The sequence below is a fragment of the Streptomyces sp. NPDC101776 genome (genome assembly GCF_044766845.1).
Classification (GTDB): Bacteria; Actinomycetota; Actinomycetes; order Streptomycetales; family Streptomycetaceae; genus Streptomyces.
Window position 1 is genome coordinate 125,820 of sequence record NZ_JBIWMV010000023.1, and the last position, 18,859, is coordinate 144,678.

An 18,859-nucleotide genomic window follows, 5' to 3' on the forward strand; every position below is an offset into this window, starting at 1 on the left:
GCTCCTTGGATCGTGGTCACTTGTGGCGCTCGAGTGCGGGCGGCGGAACTGGACCGCGGTCCGCACCGCCGGTCGGGCAGGGCACGGCGCCGTCCGCGCTGACGGCGGCGCGCAGGCTGCCGATGCGGTCCACGCGTAGTTCGACGGTGTCGCCGTGTTCAATGGGGGCGACGCCGGCGGGCGTCCCGGTGGTGACCACGTCACCGGGTTCGAGCACGGTCACGGTGGAGGCGTAGGACAGGAAGCGGGCCGCCGACCAGATCAGGTCACGGGTGTTGGCCTTCTGCCGCGGCTCTCCGTTCACGGTCAGTTCCAGTTCCACGTCCTCGGGGGATCCGAGTTCGTCGGGGGTGACGATCCACGGGCCCAGCGGAGTGAAGGTGTCGAAGGACTTGCGGGTCGAGCGGTCCTCGCCGCCGCGCATGGTGATGTCCATCAGGCCCGTGTAGCCGAAGACGTGCTCCAGCGCCTGCTCTGGCGTGACGTGGCTGGCACGCCGGCCGACGATGAGCGCGAACTCGGCCTCGTGGTCGAAACGCCGGTCGGTGTAGGGCAGCCGGATCGTACCGCCGGGGTCGAGGAGCGAGGACGGCGACTTCAGGAAGAACCCGAGCGCGCTGATGTGGAAGGCCTCGTTCATCTCGGACTGGTGGTCGCGGTAGTTCACCGGCGCCGCGACGATCTTCGTCGGGTCGGGTACGGGGGCCAGCAGCCGTACGTTCTCCACCGGCAGTCCGGCAGAGGGACCGGCCGCGTCCACGATGTCGTCCAGCAGCGGGCGAACGGCGGCGAAGTCGCTGATCAGGCGGCGGATGAGACTGCGGGGGGCGGTGGGAAGGCGTCCGGCAAGCTGGTCGGTGACATCGAGGACTCGGTCGTCTAGGACGACGCCGATGCGGTCGTCGTCGAAGCGTGCGATGCGCATGATGTTGCTCCTGCGAGAGTCGGTCAGAAGGTGTCGGTGGCGGCGGGGACCTGTTCGGTCCGGTAGAGAGCCAGGGCTTCCAGAACGGGGGCATCGCTCACCGCGAACAGGTCCAGCCGCTGGTCGGCGACCACCCGCTGGGAGGTCCACGACGGGACGGCGATCAGATCACCGGGGGCGACGTCGTACCGCACGCCGTCGAGGACGACGGCGCCGGTGCCGTGGAAGACCGCGATGAGGGAGGAACCGGTGCGGCGCTCCTCGGGTTCGGTGTGACCGGGCAGATAGCGGTGCATCTCGCAGCGCATCGTGGGCATGACGTCCCGGCCGTTGGTGGGATCTGCAAACCTGACATGCGCATGTCCGGAACGGGCGGCACTGGAGGCGGAGTCGTGCAACTGGCCGTTCAGCGCCCGGTCGGTGTCCGTCCAGCGGTACCGCAGCAGCGGGGAGTGCGCGGGTGCAGGGGTGGTGGCTCCACCGGGAAGCAGTCCCGGACCGCCGCCGAAGTGCCGCTCGGAGGCCGAACGTCCCGGGGCCGAAGGCTCGGAGGCCGAACCCCCGGGGTTCGCCGGCTCGGCGGTGCGCCCGGCGCCCGGCTCGAAGAACACCGCGTCCAGCGCCTCCACCAGAGGGAGGTCCAAGGCGTCGAACCACGTCATCGGGGCGGCCCCGGGGTTGTGGTGCTCGTGCCAGGTCCAGCTCGGAGTAAGGATCAGGTCTCCGGCGGCCATGTGCAGCGGGTCGTCGTCGACCTGGGTCCACACGCCCTCGCCCTCCAGGACGAAGCGCAGGGCGGCGGGGGTGTGGCGGTGTGCGGGGGCGGTCTCGCCGGCGCCGAGGTACTGCACGGCGCCCCAGAGCGTGGACGTGGCGTACGGGGCGCCGCCCAGGCCGGGATTGCTCAGGGACAGCACGCGCCGGTCTCCGCCCCGGCCGACCGGAACGAGTTCGCCCGCCCGCTCACCGAGGTCACGCAGGTCCTTGCCGCGCCAGCGGTAGGGCACGGCCCTGACCGTCGGGGTAGGGGTCAGCAGCCCGCTCAACTCCCACAGCGGCTGCAGGTACTTCTCGGCGACGTCGGCGTACAGGGCGTCCAGAGCGCCGTCATCGGTTGCGTCGAATCGTCGGGTCGGCATACCCGGCTCCCTATCTTCGTAGTGTGTGTCACTTCTGGCGGAAGACTCTTGTTAGTTCGTGTCATTACGACTTGCTGAGAGGTAGGCCAATGGGGACAGAGCCCTGCACCGCAGGACGGCTACACCGTGCTCATCCGACGCAGCAGTGCGAGCAGTTCGTCCCGTTCGTCGGCGGTGAGCCGCTCTGTCAGCCGCCGTTGGACGTGCAGGACCGCGGGCATCGCATCGTGTACCGCCCGTAGTCCCGTGTCCGTGAGCGTGAGCAGCTTGCGGCGCCCGTCGGCCGGATCGCCTTCGCGGCGGACCTCGCCACGGTCGATCAACCGTCTGACGATCTCTCCCGTCGGCGCTTTGGCCAGGGACACCCGGTCGGCGAGGGTGGTCTGGTCGATGCCAGGTTCTCGTGTCAGCCGGTAGAGCACCCCGTACTGGGGGGAGGTCGGCCGGGTGCCGACGGTCTCCGTCCAGTACCGGGTGTGCAGTTGCTGGGCGACGCGGATCAGATGGCCGGGGATGCGCGCGGGGTCGGCGGGCAGGCCGACCAGTCCCGGCGCGCGCCCGGCAGCCGGGGCGGTGTCGGCTTCGATGCCGGTGACGGTCCTCATCAGGCACAGGAAGTGCTGCCGTTCGTCCTCGCTCAGGGGCTCGGCCAGTCGCAGCTGTACCTGCGCGACCCAGGGCGCGGAGGACAGGAAGGCGGCCTTCCCCGCAGAGGTGAGGTGCAGGGCGTTGCGACGGCCGTCGCCGGCGGTCCGCTCACGGCCGACGATATCCATCAGCTCCATGCGCGCCACGAGTTCGGCGACCGTGGCCTTGTCGAGGCTCAGTGCCGCGCCCAAAGTGCGCTGGTCGATGCCGGGACGAAGACTGAGCCTGTGCAGCACCGCGAACTGGGGCGAGGTCTGCCGGCCGGGCACCAGTCTCTGCCACAGCGTGTCATGGACCTGCTGCAGCGTGCGCAGCAGACCGCCGACGGCGAAGACGTCCTCGCCCGGGATCGCACCCACCGGTCCCTGAGCCCCTGGTCCGCCCTCTGCCGTGGCAGCCTGCCCAGCCGACGGCCGAAGGGGGACAGCGGCCACCTCGTTCACGGTGTTGCCGCCCTGCCGAGGTAGCGCTCCGGATCGGGGCGCAGCCCGGTGTCGACGGTCACGCCGCCACCCATGACGCGGGAGACGCACACGCACATGCGTGCCCCGGCCGCCTTCTGCCGGTCGCTGAGGAAGACGTCGCGATGGTCGAGGACGCCGTCGCAGCTGACCACCCGGACCGCACACAGGCCGCACTCGCCGCGCCGGCAGTCGTACATCATGTCGACGCCGGCCAGGCGCAGGGCGTCCAGCATGGAGGTGTCCGCGGGCACGGTCACCCGCTCGCCGGTCTCGCTCACCTCGACGGTGAAGGTCTGAGCGTCCTGGCCGGCGCCGGAGGCGAAGCTCTCGAACCGCAGGAGGCCCGCAGGGCGCTTCTGCTCGAGCCAGGCGCGCCGCACGGCGTCCATGAAGCCGACCGGACCGCACATGTAGGCCGCGCCCTCGGAAGGCAGTCCGGCCAACTCGGCAGCAAGGTCGATGTCGTCGGCTCCCTCGTCGTCCGCGCACACCCGCAGGTTGTCCCCCAGGAGTTCGCTCAGCTCGTCCAGGAACGGCATCGACGAGCGGGAGCGCCCCGCGTAGACGAGCCGCACCGGCACCCGTGCGCGGTGCAGCGCGTGAGCCGTACCGAGCAGAGGGGTGATCCCGATTCCGGCGGCAAGCAGCAGGTACGCGGGCTGTCCCCAGGACAGTTCGAAGCCGCTGACCGGACGGCTGATCCGGATCCGGTCCCCCGCAACCAGACGGTGCATGGCGGTGGAGCCGCCCCTGCCGCCCGGCTGCAGCCGCACCGCGACCCGATAGGCGCCGTCAGCGGGAGCCTGGCCCACCAGGGAGTAGCAGCGGGTCTGCGGCCGCTCGCCGACCAGGACCTCCACCACCACATGGGCGCCGGTGGGGTACGGGACGGTGCCGGAGGCGGGTTCGATCTCGATCAGCGCGACGCCGTCCGCGGCGGGCGTCACGTTTGTGACGCGTGCCGCGTCCACAGGGCTGCTGCTCATCGAGGGTCCTGTCCGTTCTCACGGTTCTCACGGCTCTCCGCGCGACGTTCCTGGGCGATTCGGGCATCGATGACGCGCCGGGCCCACAGTCCTCCGCCGTCGAGGTTGAGGTTGTAGAAGATCTTGTCCGCGTTGTCGGACATGGCCGCCTGCTGGGCTTCCAGGATGGCCTTGTCCTCGGCGAAGATGCCTCCGACGCCCTGGACGAGCTTCTCGGTGAGCCCCGCCTCGTCCGTACGGTAGCTGCGGGCGTAGGCCCAGAAGTAGTGGCAGGAGTGGTCGCGCTCGGGTGTGATCGCGTGCAGCACGTAGCCGTCGACCCCCTGCGACTTGTCGCCCTGAGGGGCGCCGGTACCGGTCGGGGCGATCCCGACGTTGATGCTGACCACCGACGGGCCTTCGAAGCGGACGATCTGCCAGCGGTCGACGAGGCAGTCCTTCTGCAGCTGGCCGGCCCAGAACGGCGGTGCCTCGATGCCGGTCATCCAGCGGGTGACCGTCACGGTGCGCTCGCCGTGGGTCACTTCGAACGGGGCCACGGACAGCGCCTCGTTGCCGATGGTGGATGCGTGCACGAATTCCTCATGGGTCAGATCCATGAGGTTGTCGATCATGAGCTTGTAGTTGCAGTCCAGGCGCATGTACGAGCCGGCGCTGACCCACTCCGGGTCGGTGTTCCAGTGGAAGTCGGGAATCTCCGCGGGGTCCGCCAGTGCCGGGTCCCCCGTCCACACCCAGCACAGCCCGTGGCGCTCGACCAGCGGGAAGGCGCGCACCGCCGCGCCGGGGTGAACCGTCTCCTGCGCGGGCATGTGTACGCACCGCCCACGTCCGTCGTACCGCAGACCGTGGTACGGGCACACGATCGTGTCCCCCCGCACGGTGCCGCGCGACAGGGGGGCCAGCTTGTGCCAGCAGGCGTCCGCCAGCGCCGTGGCCGGGCCACTCGCCTGCCGGAACATCACCAGGTTGTGGCCGCAGATCGTGCGGGCGAGCGGCGCGGGCCCCAGCTCTTCGCTGCGCGCCGCCGCGTACCAGCCGTTGGCCGGCCATCCGGGGTCGGTGAACGACTCGGTCGTCGGAACGGGTGGTGATGTGGAAACGGACATGCCGGCCCCCTTGCCGTGAGTCGCGCTCGTTCGTCAGGTTCCTGAGGTCAACGGACAGAAAAGTTCGTGCCGTTAAGACCATTGGCCGTCCAGGCAACAGCGACGTCAAGCCCCGGAAACACATGAAGACGCCGTGCGGCCGGATTCTGTATCCGCCGTACAACAGTCCGCTCGATCTTTGGACGGCGAGCCCGATCCGCTGGTGCCGCGACGGGTTCATCGTGAACCTCCCGGACGTCCCGGACGCCGTCGCGCACTCACCGGCTCATCCCGTCGAGCGCAGTGCGACGTACGGCTTCGAGGGCGCCGGCCCAACCGTCGGAGGCTCCCAGGACGGCAACACCCGTCATCCCGCCACGGCCTGCATCCGGGCGTCGAGCACCCCCGGTGCAGCGATGCAGACGTCGCCCGAGCAGTGCGTGGGACGCACCGGCCATGGGCTGTGTCTTCGACTTCCGCCAGATCAGTTCCCAGTCCACAGCTCATCCCTCACGCACACGAGGAGCCGCGAGATGAACGTGCGCTACGACACCCTCTACATCGGTGGGGCGTGGATCGCCCCGCACACCGATCGAACGATCACCCCTGTCAACGCCAGCACCGAGGAATCGCTCGGCCAGGTCCCCGAGGGAGCGGAAGCCGACATCGACACCGCGGTCGCCGCCGCCCGCCGAGCCTTCGACGAGCCCGCGGGCTGGGCCCATTGGGAGCCCGGCCGACGGGCCGAGGTGATGGAGCGCCTGGCCGTCGCGATGGAGAAGCGAGCCGACGGCTTCGTGGAGCGGGTCAGCAGCCAGAACGGTATGCCGGCGACGGTCGCCCGCCAGCTGGAAGCCGGTTTCCCCACGGCCATCCTGCGGTACTACGCGCAGCTCGCCCGTGAACTCCAGGACTGCGAGACCCGGCCCGCGCTGCTCGGAGGGTCCGTCGAGGTTCGCAAGAACCCCGTCGGGGTGGTCGCGGCCATCGCCCCGTGGAACTTCCCGCAGACCCTGACCATGCTCAAGATCGCTCCCGCGATGGCCGCCGGCTGCACGCTCGTCATCAAGCCGTCCCCCGAGACCGTCCTCGACGCCTTCCTGCTCGCCGAAGCCGCCGAGGAGGCCGAGGTGCCGGCGGGCGTCATCAACATCGTGCCCGCGGGCCGGGAGGTCGGCGCCTATCTGGTGGCACACCCCGGTGTGGACAAGGTCGCCTTCACCGGCTCCACGGCCGCGGGCCGCTCGATCGCCGAGGTGTGCGGCCGTCTCCTGCGCCCGGTGACCCTCGAACTCGGCGGCAAGTCCGCGGCGATCGTCCTCGACGACGCCGACCTGGACCTGGCAAAGATCGGGCAGGACCTGTTCGGGGCCACTCTCATCAACAACGGGCAGACCTGCTTCCTCGGCACCCGCGTCCTCGCCCCCAGCAATCGCTATGCCGAGGTCGTGGATGTCTTCACCGCCCTGGCGCAATCCCTGACCATCGGCGACGCGCTCTCCGAGAGCACACAGATCGGCCCCCTGGCCACGGCGCGGCAGCGCGAGCGCGTGGAGTCGTACATCGCGAAAGGACGGGCGGAAGGCGGCCGGGTCACCACCGGTGGCGGCCGCCCCGCACAGCTGGACAGGGGCTGGTTCGTCCAGCCGACGGTCTTCGCGGACGTCGACAACAGCGCCACGATCGCCCAGGAGGAGATTTTCGGCCCCGTTCTGTCCGTCATCCCGTACACGGACATCGACGACGCCGTCCGGATCGCCAACGACTCCGCCTACGGCCTCGGCGGCACCGTCTGGACCAGCGACCCGGACCGCGGGGCGGCCGTCGCCCGCCGCGTCCAGACCGGCACCATCGGCATCAACCACTATCTCCCCGACCCTGTCGCCCCCTTCGGTGGCGTCAAAGCCAGCGGACTGGGCCGCGAGTTCGGTCCGGAGGGCCTGGCGGGTTACCTGCAGACACAGTCGATCTACCTGTGACGCCCGTCGGTGCCTGCAGGAAACCCCCGGTTGCTGCAGGCCACCCAGACGCCCGGCCCCCGCCCTGGCCTCAGGCCGCACGGACGTGGTCGAGCCGTCATCCGAAACGGTGCTCGACGGGCTACTGCAGGCCGACGCCGCCGCGACCGCAGGCGTACTCGGCTTCCTGCCCGGACGGCCGCGAACTCGGCGCCCATGGTGTCGCACTCCGGCATCGACAAGGTCGCCCTCACAGGTCCACGACCGGTGGCCGCGTCGTCACCCAGGCAGGTGCGGCGCTGCTGCGGCCGGTGACCCCGGGCGGGCCTACGCCGTCGCATCCGCCGTCAAGACCGGATCGATCGGCATCACCGGCTGCCTTCCCGACCTGTCCGCGCCCTCCGGTGGAATCAAGGCCGACGGTATCGGCCGGGAGTTCGAACCCGAAGGCGTGGCGAGCTGCCAGAACGTCACATCCATCTACCGCTACTGATCGAGAAATGGTGAGTCGAATGTGGGACACGGACAACATGTACCTCAACGGGCCGTACACGCCCTGGCGTCAGGAGGGTGTGGCCTTCGATCTGCAGATCGAGGGGGAACTGCCCAGCGAGCTCAGCGGAGCCCTGTTCATGACGAGTGCCAGCTCGCTCTACCAGCCGATCGAACCGAATCGCCTTCACTGGTTCGACGGTGACGGCATGGTGTACGGCATCTACCTGCGCGAGGGTCGCGCGACCTTCCGCAACCGGTATGTGGCCACAGCCGGGCTGAAGCTCGAGATGCAGGAAGGCCGGGCCGTCTTCGGAGGGCTCATGAACGGCATGACGAACCCGGTGCCCCCGCCGGCCGGTGGCCCGTTCTTCAAGAACCCCGCCAACACCAACGTCGCCTTGTTCGATGACCGGCTCCTGGTCTTCGCCGAGGTGGACGTCCCGCACGAGCTACGGCCGGACAACCTGGAGACCGTCAACGAGCGCTACGACTTCAAGGGCGCGGTCTCCGGTCCTGTCACCGCGCATTTCAAGGTCGATCCGGACAACGGCGACATGTTGTTCTTCGGCGCCTTCGGAACCGAGGTCACCTGGTACCGGGCCGACCGGCACGGCAACGTACTCGACACCCACAAGATCGATATCGGTGTCCCCGCGCTCCTGCACGACTACGTGGTCACGGACGACTACGCGATCTTTCTGGTGAGCCCCAGCATGTGGCGCGTGGAGAACCTCATGCGTGGTCTGCCCGCGGCGGTGTGGGAGCCCGAGACGCTGGAGGTCACCCGTTTCGCGGTGATGCACCGCCGCAGCGGGAAGGTCCAGTGGATCGACGCCCCCGACACCTTCATGCAGACCCACTTCTTCAACGCCTACCAGGAGGGCTCGACCGTCATCATCGACGGGCAGCGCACCGACCGGTTCGGCATGACGGCGGACGAGATCAAGAACACTCCGTCGGACGGCGACTGGAACAAGTGGTTCAGGGAGATGCGGGCCGCCCCCTGGCGCTGGGAACTGAATCTGGAGACCGGGGGGTTCTCCCAGAAGCAGCTCACCGACCTGCTCGGCGAGTTCCCCCGGATCAACGACCAGCACGCCGGCCGCGCCCACCGCTTCGGCTACTACGCCACCACCCGCGACGCAGACCGCTGGCTCACCGACGGCCTGGCCAAACACGACTTCCTCGCCGACCGCACCGAACTGAAGACCATCCCCGGGCTGACCGCTCCCAACGAACCCGTCTTCGTCCCTCGCGAGGGAGCCACCGCCGAAGACGACGGCTGGGTGCTGAGCACCTGGTACGACGCGGCACAAGACCGCAGCGAGGTCGTCGTCCAGAACGCCCAGGACTTCACCGGCACTCCCGTCGCACGTATCAAGCTCAACCATCGGATGCCGCTGGGCTTCCACGGAAACTGGGCACCCGGCGCCGAACTCGACGCCGCCATCAGCAAGGGCTGACCCGAAGAAGCGAAACATTGCATCCGTCCTGGTCGGCATGCCGTGTACTGCGCGTATCACGGCGCGCCGGTGGGGATGGCACAGCCGGCGCCATCCCTGGATTTGCGAGTCTCTACCGATGGACCGGTCGAAATCGGGTGGGGAAGCGATCACCGCCGTCTTCCGCCACAGCGCAGCGGGCGTGGTCGCCGCGGCACTGACCAGGTGGGCCCCAGATCTCATCGGCCGCCGGGCAAGACGCCGGCATGGTGCGGCGACCCGGACTCAGAGCCGCGCACTGGCGAGAGCTCGCCCCGCTCCTGCTGGACGCGACAGGCCGGCGGGCAGAGGGACGGGCACGGGGCGGATCACCGCGGGGTGGTCAACGGGGACGCTCCGGGGCCAGGAACAGGGCACCCTGGCCTGACCTTCCGGACGGCGAGTCTTGGCAGGCCGTCTACGCCCGTCACCGCCCGCCTGTAGGCCTACGATGCGCTCGCGGGGCGGGCTGACCAGCAAGGTTCATCTGCTCCAGGTGAAGAGAACCGCGAGATAGGCGGCGACCAGCACCGCGCAAACCGTTGCGGGGGTCAGTTCGGCCATCCCGTCCCCCTTGCGCAAGTGCACGACCGCGGCTCCGGCGAGCAGCAGCAACAGCCCCGCGCCGGCGAGGCCACCGAGCAGCGGTACGGCCGGGCCGAGTGCCACGCCGACGGCGCCCGCTATCTGCAGCACTCCTATGCGGCGGTATGCCGCGACGGAGAAACCGGTCTCCGCGGCTTTCTCGCGCATCTTCGGCAGAGCCAGGGCTCCGGCCGTGCCCAGCACCGAGAAGATCAAGGCGAGGAGACAGGTGAGCACAATGGACAGGATCATGAGGCGTTCCCGGGGTTTCGGCATCGGTGTCGGGCGGCATGGCGCAGCGTGGTCCCGTCCTGTCGGCGGCAGACGGGCGCCGCCGGGCCAACACGGCGGCGTCAGGCACGACTGCGCGTGTCGAACTGCGGGACGCTGGGCAGCGTCCGGTGCACAAGGCTGGCACTCGCCTCGATCACCCCGATGCGGTCGTCCGCTCTGGTCAGTTCCTGACGCCACAGATGTCCGACCGGGCCACGTCTCCGAGGGGCATCGCCCGGATGTCCAACGAGCCCGGCGGGACCGGTCGGAGCGTCACTCAGCCGGTCGGAGATCCGGCGGACTCCGGGCGATGCCGTGGTCGATCCTCGTCAGCCGGCGACCAGAACCGGGCGGGGTCCTGCGGGGGCCGCCCACGCCTCGCTGATTCGGGACAGCGGGTAGGCCTGGGCGTTCACGTCCACCTTGCCGTCGGTGATGAGCTGTACGTAGACGGCGACCTGGCTGAAGTAGCGGCGCATGTCGAACGAGCCGATGCCGCTGCCGCTGAGGCGAAAGGGGCGGCTGCGCAGCAGCGAGGCGGGAACGGCGGCCTGTTCGTCGGCGGCCGAGCCGATCTCCACGTAACTGGTGGCGCTGTTGCCGGGCACGGCCGCGAGAGCGTGGAACGCGGACTCGGCCGCGCCGCCCCACAGGAAGTCCAGAACGAGGCCCGGTGCCTTGCCGTCGAGGGCCTCGCCGATGGCCGCCGCGTCCGCCGCCTTGTCGCCGACGATTTCGACGGTCTCGGCACCGAGCCCGGCCACGCGCTTGAGGTCGTCGACGCCGCGGCCCACGCCGATCACGCGTCGTACGCCGAGTGCCTGGGCGTTCTGGACGGCGAGGCCGCCGGCCGCTCCGGTCACCCCGATGATCATCACGGTGTCCGGGGTGCCGTGCTCGTCCGCATGGGCGGTCAGCGGCATCCAGGACGACATGCCCGGGTTGACGCCCGCCGCCACCGCGACCGGGTCGGCGCCATCAGGAAGCGGGAGGGTCATGGCGACCGCCATCCGCTCGGCGAACGTGCCCCAGGGCGCCTCTATCTCGCCGGTGTACACCAGTGCGCCGTCGGCGGTACGGGCCACCGCGTCCACCCCCGGCACCAGCGGGAACTGCCCGTCGCTGCTGTAGTGCTCGCCGGAGGCCTTGTGGCGCACGATGGGGTGGATCGCGGAGGCGACCAGGTCGACGATCTGCAGACCCTGGCCGCCCTGCGGGTCGGAAAAGTCCTGGTACTCGGGTGCTGCGCCCGCCGTTGTCACGACTGCTGCCTTCATCACTGCTCTCCTTGGTTGGGAAATCCACTGCGGTTCCCGCATCGCTCCGGTTGGTGAGCGGACGCCGAAGACCGGCAATCGGACGTCGACGTGTACCGACGACCACCTTACGGATACAGTGTAGCCATAATTTCACGACCACCGCCACCGGGCAGATCCGTCCAGTCGCCGACCCGCCACGAGGTCGCCCGGCGCGAGCCTCCGAACAGCAGCGACCTCGCGACGCCGGAGGGCCCGGAGGCCCCGAACCGGCATCGATAGCCGAATCCACCGCCCTCCATGGACACGGCCGGCCACCGAATGTCCGCCCGCGTCCCCGACAGGCAACGCCATCACCTCGGAACCCGAAGCCCACACCGACCTAATTACGGCTACGATGACGCCATAAATATGAATCCTCCTGACGCTGGCAAGTCAGGACTGCGGCTGAAGGGGGCCGTTGCATGGCTTCGGAGGCACCGCCGGTTCCGGGCAGTCCTGCCTGGTGGGCACGGCGGACGCCCGCTCCCGCATACCGGCGTGGGCGTCCCCCGATGGACGTCGATCGGATCGTCGACACGGCTCTGAGGCTCATCGACGAGGTCGGGGTCAAGACGCTGAGTCTGCGCATGCTCGCCGATGCCCTCGAATCGGGCACGGCGACGCTCTACCGTCACCTGCGAAGCAAGGAAGAGCTACTCGTTCTCGTGGCGGACAGAATCCTGGGCGACGTACGCGTCCCGGCCGAGCAGATGGACGGCCTGTCCTGGCGGGAAGCCGCGACCGTGGCCGCGGACTCCTTCTACGCATCACTGCGAAGGCACCCTCATGCGCTGCCTCTGCTGGCGGCCCAGGTCCACGTCGGCCCGAACGGCCTGCGCGTCCGGGAACGGCTCATCGGGCTGCTGCTGAGCCATGGGTTTCCGGCCGGCCTGGCCGGCCGCACCTACACCGCACTGGGGCACTACGTGATCGGCCTGGCCATCCAGCAGCACGGCCCCGGGACACCACGCCCTGACGATCAGGTGCACCTGCGGGCCTACTACCACTCCCTGGACCCGGCCGCCTATCCGGCCACGTCGGCCGCGGCCGACGACCTGACGTCCGTACCCCTGTACGAGGAGTTCCGGTTCGGCCTCGACCTGCTCCTCGACGGCCTCGAACAGGCCAGACGAGCATTGCCCGAGCGGCCCGGAGGGACGGCGTACAGCGAGCCCGGCAGATCAGTCGAAATCCTGCGGCCGAAGACCGTCACGGACGACTGACACATCGACCGCTGCGGCGCGGCCCGAGCAGGAACTCCTCGACAACCGGCTTGAACTTCGCCGAGTATCCGCTGGGTCCTCGCCGAGAGCTGTCGGCGCAACCGGTCCCAACGGTACCGGGGTACCACTGGACGCCGAAGACTCCCCCGTGGTCCCAGAGAGCGGACCGTTCGCGCTCATAGCGTCGAGAACACAGACACCGCGGTGCATCCGCGGCCGAGTTCGAGGCAGGAAGGCCCCTCCCATGATCGAAGCACGTGAACTGACGAAGCGGTACGGCGACAAGACGGTCGTCGATCAGCTGAGCTTCACCGTCAAGCCCGGCGAGGTGACCGGCTTCCTCGGTCCCAACGGCGCGGGCAAGTCCACGACGATGCGCATGATCGTCGGCCTGGACTCCCCCACCAACGGCTCGGTCACCGTCTCCGGCCGCTCCTACACCAGGCACGCCGCGCCGTTGCACGAGATCGGCACCCTGCTGGAGGCCAAGTCCGTCCACCCCGGGCGCAGCGCGTTCAACCACCTGATGGCGCTCGCGTACACGCACGGCATTCCGCGCAGCCGGGTGGACGAGGTCATCGAGCTGGCCGGACTGACCAGCGTGGCCGGCAAGCGGGTGGGCGCCTTCTCGCTCGGCATGGGTCAGCGGCTGGGCATCGCCGCGGCCCTGCTCGGCGACCCCGCGATCGTCATGCTCGATGAGCCGGTCAACGGCCTCGACCCCGAAGGCGTGCTGTGGGTGCGCAACCTTCTGCGCGGGCTGGCCGACGAGGGCCGGGCCGTGATGCTCTCCTCGCACCTGATGAGCGAGACCGCGCTCATCGCCGACCATCTGGTGATCATCGGGCGCGGCCGGCTGCTCGCCGACACCACGGTCGACGACTTCACCCGAGAGGCCGGCGGCAGCGGCGTGAAGGTCGCCACCGCCGAGGCCACGAGGCTGCGCTCGTTGCTGGCCGGCCCCGACGTCACGATCAGCTCCTCCTCCGCCGAGGAACTGCTGGTCACCGGACGCGATGCTCGCGAGATCGGTGCGATCGCCGCCCAGCACGGGGTGGCGTTGTACGAACTCACCCCCCAGTCCGTCTCGTTGGAGGCGGCCTTCATGGAACTCACCCGCGACGTCGTCGAGTACCAGAGTGCTCCGGCCGACACCGAACGAAAGGCCGCCTGATGCCCGACACCGCGCTCCGCCGCAGCCTGCGCCCCGGCAAGCACGCCAACCCGTCCTCGGTGCCGGGCCCCGGCACGTCCCCCACCCGCTACAAGGTGACCGGCCCGCGGGTGCTGCGCTCGGAGTGGGCCAAGTTCTGGTCGCTGCGCTCCAGTTGGATCACCCTGGGCGTCGCCGTGTTCCTGCTGGTCCTCTTCGGGGCGATCGCCTCCTACACCTACAGCCCCGACGCCACCGCGACCGCCGGACCGCCCGGCGCGGGAAGCGCCGACAGCAGCGCGGTGAGCCTGGCCCTGACCGGCGTCACCTTCGCCTCGCTGGCCGTCGGCGTGCTCGGGGTGCTGCTCTCCGCGGGCGAGTACAGCACCGGCATGATCCGCTCCACCCTCACCGCGGTACCGCGCCGACTGCCCGTCCTGTGGTCGAAGGCCGCCGTGATCGGCCCGATCGCCCTGGTCCTCACCACCCTGGGAAGCCTGGCCGCCTTCCAACTGGGCACCCCGGGCCTGGACGGCGAGAAGATCGCCCTCTCGCTGGGCGACGACGGCGTGCTGCGCAGCCTGGCCGGCGCCGGCCTCTATCTCGGTCTGGTCGCCGTCTTCGGCGTGGCCCTTGGCGTCCTGATCCGCTCCTCCGCCGGTGCCATCGCGTCCCTGGTCGGCATCCTGCTCATCCTGCCCGGCCTCGCCAACCTGCTGCCCGACTCCCTCTACGACAGCATCAACCCCTACTTCCCCAGTAACGCGGGCTCGGCGGTCTACGCCCTGCACCAATCCTCCGATGCCCTCTCCCCCGGCGCGGGACTCGCCGTCTTCGCCGGCTGGGTGGCCCTGGCTCTCGCCGGAGCGGCCTTCCGGCTCGCGAAGTCCGACGCCTGACCTGGGCACGGGGACAATGGCGTACATGACTGCGCACCGTGCGGCAGCCCCCGGGGACGCGGCTGAGGGGACGGCATCACCGCCGCCGTCCTCCGGGTTCGACGCCGCCTGGGGACACCCCCTTCTGGGCCGTCTGCTGCGCGACCAGGGCCGTCGGCAGCGACTGGACCGCCGGCATCCATGGCTGCTCGACAGCGCGGTGGTACTGGCCGTCGCCCTGTTCAGCCTGCCGGCCGTACTGCGGGGCCACGGCTCCACCCCCTTCGATGACGCCGACGTCCGTGACCAGTTGCCGTACGGAGTCCTGTTCGCCTGTGTGGCCGCACTCGTCGTTCCGCTGTGGTGGCGCCGCAGGGCCCCGGCGGTCACGTACTTCGTGATCGTGTCGGTGTCCCTGGTCCAGTGGTCACTGAGCGTCTGGCTGCCCACCGGCATCGCCGCGCTCATCGCCCTGTACACCCTGGCCAGGAACGGGTCGTTGCGGGTGCTGGGCTGGGCCGCCGCGCTGACCGTGGTCGAGGCGGTGCTGGCGGTGTTCGTCATGGTGCCGGTAGGGCATCCGCTGCTCGGCCTCTTCTTCGTGCTCGGCACGGCGACGGCGGCCGTCGCCACCGGCCTGACACTCCGTATCCGGCAGATGTACCTGACGGCGCTGGAGGACCGCGCCAGACAGCTTGAGATCGAGCATGACCAACGCGTCCAACTCACCGCGGCCTCCGAGCGCTCCCGGGTCGCCCGCGAGATGCACGACATCGTCGGCCACAACCTCTCCGTCATGGTCAGCCTCGCCGACGGCGCCGCCACCCTGGCCGCCAACCGGAACGAGCGGTCCGCCGAAGCCCTGCGCATCCTCGGCGACACCGGCCGCCAGGCCATGAGCGAACTGCGCCGCGTCCTGGGCGTTCTGCGCGAGGAACCCGGCGGCGACCTTCCGCTCAGCCCCCAGCCCGGCATCCGCGACCTGGACCTCCTTCTCGTCCGGGTCCGGGCGGCGGGCCTGCCGGTCGGCTACCGGACCGTGGGCGACCTCGACGCTCTCAGCAGCGGCGTGCAGCTCACCGCGTACCGCATCGTCCAGGAATCGCTGACCAACACCCTCAAGCACGCGGGAACCGGCACGTCCGCCGAGGTCACCCTCGCCACCGAGGCGGGAGGGGTACGCATCAAGGTCGCCGACACCGGCACACCACCCGGGGCACCCTCGGCGCCGAAGCCAACGGCACAGGACGGCGGCCCCGGCCACGGCCTCGTCGGCATCCGCCAGCGGGCCGCCATGTACGGCGGCACCGTCGTCATCGGCCCGCGCGACACCGGCCACGGCTGGCTCGTGGACGTCGTGCTCGACGTACCGTCCGCACCCGGCCAGCCGGAAGCAGAGGCACCAGGAACACCAAGAGCGCCGGGAGAACCGCTGCGATGACCACCGTTCTGATCGCTGACGACCAGCCCCTCCAGCGCATGGGCGTCCGTATGCTCCTGGAGGGCACCCCGGGCATGGAGCCGGTCGGCGAGGCGGAACATGGCGCCGAGGCCGTCCGGATGGCCGCCGAACTCCGCCCCGACGTCGTCCTCATGGACATCCGTATGCCCGGCATGGACGGCCTGGAGGCCACCCGTCGCATCATCGCGACCGGCGGTCGCACCCGCGTCCTCATCGTCACCACCTTCGACCTCGACGAGTACGCCTACGACGGTCTGCGGGCCGGTGCGAGCGGCTTCCTGCTCAAGGACACCCGCCCGGAGGAACTCGTCGCCGGCATCCGGGCGGTCGCCACGGGCGACGCCGTCGTGGCCCCCCGTCTGACCCGCCGTCTGCTGGACGCCTACGCCCACCAGGTCCTCCTACCGGCCGGCGCCACCGCACCCGAGGACCCCAGGCTGCGTTCGCTCAGTGACCGTGAACGCGAGGTCCTGGTGGCCATCGGCCGGGGCTGGACGAACACGGAGATCGCCGAACGTCTCGTCCTGACCGAGTCCACCGTGAAGAAGCACGTCGGCCGTGTCCTCGCCAAGATCGGGGCGCGCGACCGTATCCAGGCAGTGATCACGGCGTACGACGCCGGGTTGGTCAGGGCCAAGCCATAGCCCGCGAGGCCCGGCCGGAATGCCTGGCGCGGTCACGCGCATGCGCGAGGGACACGGCAACTGCCCTGTGTCGATGGCGCATCGTGCGCGGTTCAGCTTCCTGAAGTTCATCTCGCAGTGAGTGAGAAGGCCCTTGCGGTGGGAGAGGTGGCACAGGTCTCGGGCACTACTTCCTCCCATTCATCGGCGAGCGGCTGCCCCGGTTGGTAACGGCCGGGGGCACGGCGTCTGCGGCTTCGGCCAGGCGGTGCCGGATGTCGTCGTGGACCCCAGAGACACGTTGCCTTTCGGCAGCCGCCTCCCTAGGATCGAAACGAAATCATTTCTTTTCTATGGAGAAGCTTTTGCTCACCAACGTCACAGAGCGGCCCGGCAAACGGACTCGCCTGAGCCCGGAGCGGGAGGGCGAGCTGTACGCCGTCGTCGTCCAGCTCCTGCGCGAGGTGGGTTACGAGGCACTGACCGCTCAGGAGGTCGCCGGCCGGGCCAAGTGCAGCACCGCCACGCTGTGGCGACAATGGCAGGACAAAGCCGGACTGGTTGCCGCCGCCCTGCGACACGAGCAGCCGCATCCAGGACCGGAGCTGGACGCGGACACCGGCACCCTGCGGGGGGATCTCCACGAGATGGTGCGCCGCGCGATCAGGGTCGCCCCGTCGGAGCACGAGCTGATGGCAGCGCTGGCCCACGCCGCGCTCAGAGACCGCGAGCTGGACAGGGCGATGCGGGACCAGTTCGCCAAACCGGTGCACGAGCTTCTGGACCGGATCCTGGACCGAGCCGTCGCGCGCGGCGAGATCTCGGCCGACACCCCGGCTCGCCGTTTCTGCTCCAACGTGATCGTCGCGGTCAGTCTGATCCGCCCCGTGCTGGACGGACACCCTGCCGACGAGGAATTCATGGTGCGCTTCGTGGACGCCGTCCTACTTCCCGCCCTCGCTCGCCCCGCACCGCTCCAGCGCTGAAACCCAGACCTTGTAGGACCCGGCAGAGAGCTGACCTCACGACGGACCCAAGCGGACCCCCGCGGACGGTACGCAGGCGTGATGTTGATCCTCGCCCGCCCGCGTCGCCAATACCGGCGGGCCGGCCCACTGGCGAAGCAGGTGGCTCGGCGACCGTGGGTGAGTGTCTGGCCCCGACGCCTCCCGTGCACCGGAGGTCACGGTTCGGTTACCGCATGGAGCAAGGTCACATACTGTCAGGCACCGTACTGTCGAAAAGAAGTGCTTCGCTCGCTGAGGAGATTGATGTCTGCGCATCTGGATCCAGCGTCGGGCAGACGGTCCCGCCTGACGCCTGAGCGGGAGGGCGAGATCTACGCGGCTGTTGTCCAGCTGTTGCGGGAGGTCGGTTACGAGGCGCTGAGCATGCAGGAGGTGGCTGCCCGCGCCAAGTGCAGCACTGCCACGCTCTATCGGAAGTGGCAGGGCAAGCCCGCACTGGTCGTTGCCGCCCTCCGACACCAGCAGCCGCCCCGCGACGCGGATCCCGACATCGACACAGGCAGCCTGCGCGGGGATTTGCACGCACTCGCCGACCGACTCGCGAGCATCGCTCCTACTGAGCACGAACTGATGGCGGCAATGGCGCACGTCGCTCTCGGGCAGCCGGAGCTGGCAAGGATCATGCGCGAGCAACTCGCCGATCCGGCCGGGGGAGTTCTGGATCGTGCCCTGCAGCGCGCCACTGACCGGGGTGAGATCTCCAGCCGTACGCCGGGCCACGCTTTCTCCCATCACCTGATGTTCGCCGTCGCCCTCGCCCGCCCCATGATGGAGGGCTGCCAGGCCGACGAGGAGTATCTGAAGTCGTTCGTGGACGCCGTGCTGCTGCCCGCCCTCGAACATCCGGCGCCCCTGCCCTGACGGTCACCCCGAGGACAGGACACTTCTGCAGACGCGTCGGCCGCCAGTCGGTCGCCGGCGCCCTCGATGTGACGCGACGGAGCGGGGCTCGCACCCCCGTCGGCGTGCACGCCTGTTGATCTGCCGGCGTGCCGATCCTCGCGGCACCTGGCAGCCTGGAGCCCAAGGCCCGCCCCAGGCGGAACTCCAATACACCCGCTTCACCACCGGATCACTGAATCCCACATCGAAACGGTTGCATTTCGCTTGGAGTAAACCTAGGATCGTATCGAAACGAAGTAGTTTCGTTTC

The 18,859-nt window shown here is 69.6% G+C and carries 16 protein-coding genes; 9 read left to right on the forward strand and 7 right to left on the reverse strand.

Features of this window, described 5'->3' with window-relative positions:
- Positions 1-16: 16 nt before the first annotated feature.
- From ACIRRY_RS43760 to ACIRRY_RS43780, 5 genes are all read right to left on the reverse strand, one after another.
- Positions 17-925, reverse strand: a complete 909-nt coding sequence (locus tag ACIRRY_RS43760) for a fumarylacetoacetate hydrolase family protein (protein ID WP_403984521.1) — start codon at positions 923-925, stop codon at positions 17-19.
- A 23-nt stretch (positions 926-948) separates the two neighbouring features.
- Positions 949-2,064 carry a cupin domain-containing protein gene (locus tag ACIRRY_RS43765; RefSeq protein ID WP_403984523.1) on the reverse strand — a complete coding sequence of 372 codons (1,116 nt, stop codon included), beginning with the start codon at positions 2,062-2,064 and terminating at the stop codon, positions 949-951.
- Between the two features lie 119 nt (positions 2,065-2,183).
- Positions 2,184-3,071 (reverse strand): MarR family winged helix-turn-helix transcriptional regulator, encoded by an 888-nt coding sequence (locus ACIRRY_RS43770; protein ID WP_403984525.1) that lies wholly within the window; start codon positions 3,069-3,071, stop codon positions 2,184-2,186.
- Between the two features lie 80 nt (positions 3,072-3,151).
- Complete coding sequence (locus ACIRRY_RS43775) at positions 3,152-4,162, reverse strand: PDR/VanB family oxidoreductase (RefSeq protein WP_403984527.1); 1,011 nt, start codon at positions 4,160-4,162, stop codon at positions 3,152-3,154.
- Positions 4,159-5,271: a Rieske 2Fe-2S domain-containing protein gene (locus ACIRRY_RS43780; RefSeq protein WP_403984529.1), complete on the reverse strand. Its 1,113-nt coding sequence runs from the start codon at positions 5,269-5,271 to the stop codon at positions 4,159-4,161. The genes ACIRRY_RS43775 and ACIRRY_RS43780 overlap by 4 nt, the downstream gene beginning before the upstream one ends.
- A 512-nt stretch (positions 5,272-5,783) precedes the next feature.
- Here ACIRRY_RS43780 and ACIRRY_RS43785 point away from each other — a divergent pair.
- Positions 5,784-7,229, forward strand: coding sequence for an aldehyde dehydrogenase (locus tag ACIRRY_RS43785; RefSeq protein WP_403984531.1), 1,446 nt, complete (start codon positions 5,784-5,786; stop codon positions 7,227-7,229).
- Between the two features lie 491 nt (positions 7,230-7,720).
- Positions 7,721-9,166, forward strand: coding sequence for a carotenoid oxygenase family protein (locus ACIRRY_RS43790; RefSeq protein WP_403984533.1), 1,446 nt, complete (start codon positions 7,721-7,723; stop codon positions 9,164-9,166).
- Between the two features lie 501 nt (positions 9,167-9,667).
- Here the strand turns inward: ACIRRY_RS43790 and ACIRRY_RS43795 are convergent.
- Together ACIRRY_RS43795 and ACIRRY_RS43800 are read right to left on the reverse strand one after the other, a co-directional pair.
- Positions 9,668-10,021, reverse strand: coding sequence for a DoxX family protein (locus tag ACIRRY_RS43795; protein ID WP_403984535.1), 354 nt, complete (start codon positions 10,019-10,021; stop codon positions 9,668-9,670).
- A 350-nt stretch (positions 10,022-10,371) separates the two neighbouring features.
- Complete coding sequence (locus tag ACIRRY_RS43800) at positions 10,372-11,319, reverse strand: zinc-binding alcohol dehydrogenase family protein (protein WP_403984537.1); 948 nt, start codon at positions 11,317-11,319, stop codon at positions 10,372-10,374.
- A gap of 533 nt (positions 11,320-11,852) precedes the next feature.
- Between ACIRRY_RS43800 and ACIRRY_RS43805 the strand changes: the two genes are divergently transcribed.
- The 7 genes from ACIRRY_RS43805 to ACIRRY_RS43835 all read left to right on the forward strand — a co-directional run bounded on the left by ACIRRY_RS43805 (position 11,853) and on the right by ACIRRY_RS43835 (position 18,568).
- Positions 11,853-12,563 (forward strand): TetR/AcrR family transcriptional regulator, encoded by a 711-nt coding sequence (locus ACIRRY_RS43805; protein WP_403984539.1) that lies wholly within the window; start codon positions 11,853-11,855, stop codon positions 12,561-12,563.
- 244 nt (positions 12,564-12,807) lie between these two features.
- The gene (locus ACIRRY_RS43810; protein WP_403984541.1) at positions 12,808-13,737 is read left to right on the forward strand and encodes an ABC transporter ATP-binding protein; all 930 of its coding nucleotides are present in this window, start codon (positions 12,808-12,810) and stop codon (positions 13,735-13,737) included.
- Entirely contained in the window at positions 13,737-14,615 is an 879-nt protein-coding gene (locus tag ACIRRY_RS43815) for an ABC transporter permease (protein ID WP_403984543.1), read from the forward strand. The genes ACIRRY_RS43810 and ACIRRY_RS43815 overlap by 1 nt, the downstream gene beginning before the upstream one ends.
- 25 nt (positions 14,616-14,640) lie before the next feature.
- Entirely contained in the window at positions 14,641-16,035 is a 1,395-nt protein-coding gene (locus ACIRRY_RS43820; RefSeq protein ID WP_403984545.1) for a sensor histidine kinase, read from the forward strand.
- Positions 16,032-16,700 carry a response regulator gene (locus ACIRRY_RS43825; RefSeq protein WP_403984547.1) on the forward strand — a complete coding sequence of 223 codons (669 nt, stop codon included), beginning with the start codon at positions 16,032-16,034 and terminating at the stop codon, positions 16,698-16,700. The genes ACIRRY_RS43820 and ACIRRY_RS43825 overlap by 4 nt, the downstream gene beginning before the upstream one ends.
- 332 nt (positions 16,701-17,032) lie before the next feature.
- Positions 17,033-17,665, forward strand: coding sequence for a TetR/AcrR family transcriptional regulator (locus ACIRRY_RS43830; protein ID WP_403984549.1), 633 nt, complete (start codon positions 17,033-17,035; stop codon positions 17,663-17,665).
- Positions 17,666-17,950: 285 nt separating this feature from the next.
- Positions 17,951-18,568, forward strand: coding sequence for a TetR/AcrR family transcriptional regulator (locus tag ACIRRY_RS43835; protein WP_403984551.1), 618 nt, complete (start codon positions 17,951-17,953; stop codon positions 18,566-18,568).
- Positions 18,569-18,859: the final 291 nt, after the last annotated feature.